The following is a 239-nucleotide window of genomic DNA, read 5'->3' as shown; positions in this document are numbered from 1 at the left end:
ACCTACCACTGCTATTACATGGTGAAGTGACGCAAGACCATGTGGATATTTTTGATCGCGAAAAACGTTTTTTAGATGAGGTACTGGCACAAATTATCGTTAAATTCCCAACACTAAAGATTGTGGTAGAGCATATTACCACCAGTGATGCCGCTGACTTTGTCTTGGCGCAAGGCAACAATATCGCTGCTACCATTACGCCGCAGCATTTGATGTTTAACCGCAACCATCTATTGGTC

The 239-nt window shown here is 43.1% G+C and carries 1 pseudogene; it reads left to right on the top strand.

Features of this window, described 5'->3' with window-relative positions:
- Positions 1–239: pseudogene (locus tag AAEZ03_RS28775) on the top strand (dihydroorotase); the annotation flags it as partial.

It is taken from the genome of Pseudomonas sp. HY2-MNA-CIBAN-0224 (genome assembly GCF_040310285.1).
GTDB classification, from domain to species: Bacteria; Pseudomonadota; Gammaproteobacteria; order Pseudomonadales; family Pseudomonadaceae; genus Aquipseudomonas; species Aquipseudomonas helleri.
Note: the sequence above shows the minus strand (reverse complement) of the source record. Positions and strands in the feature narration are given on the sequence as shown.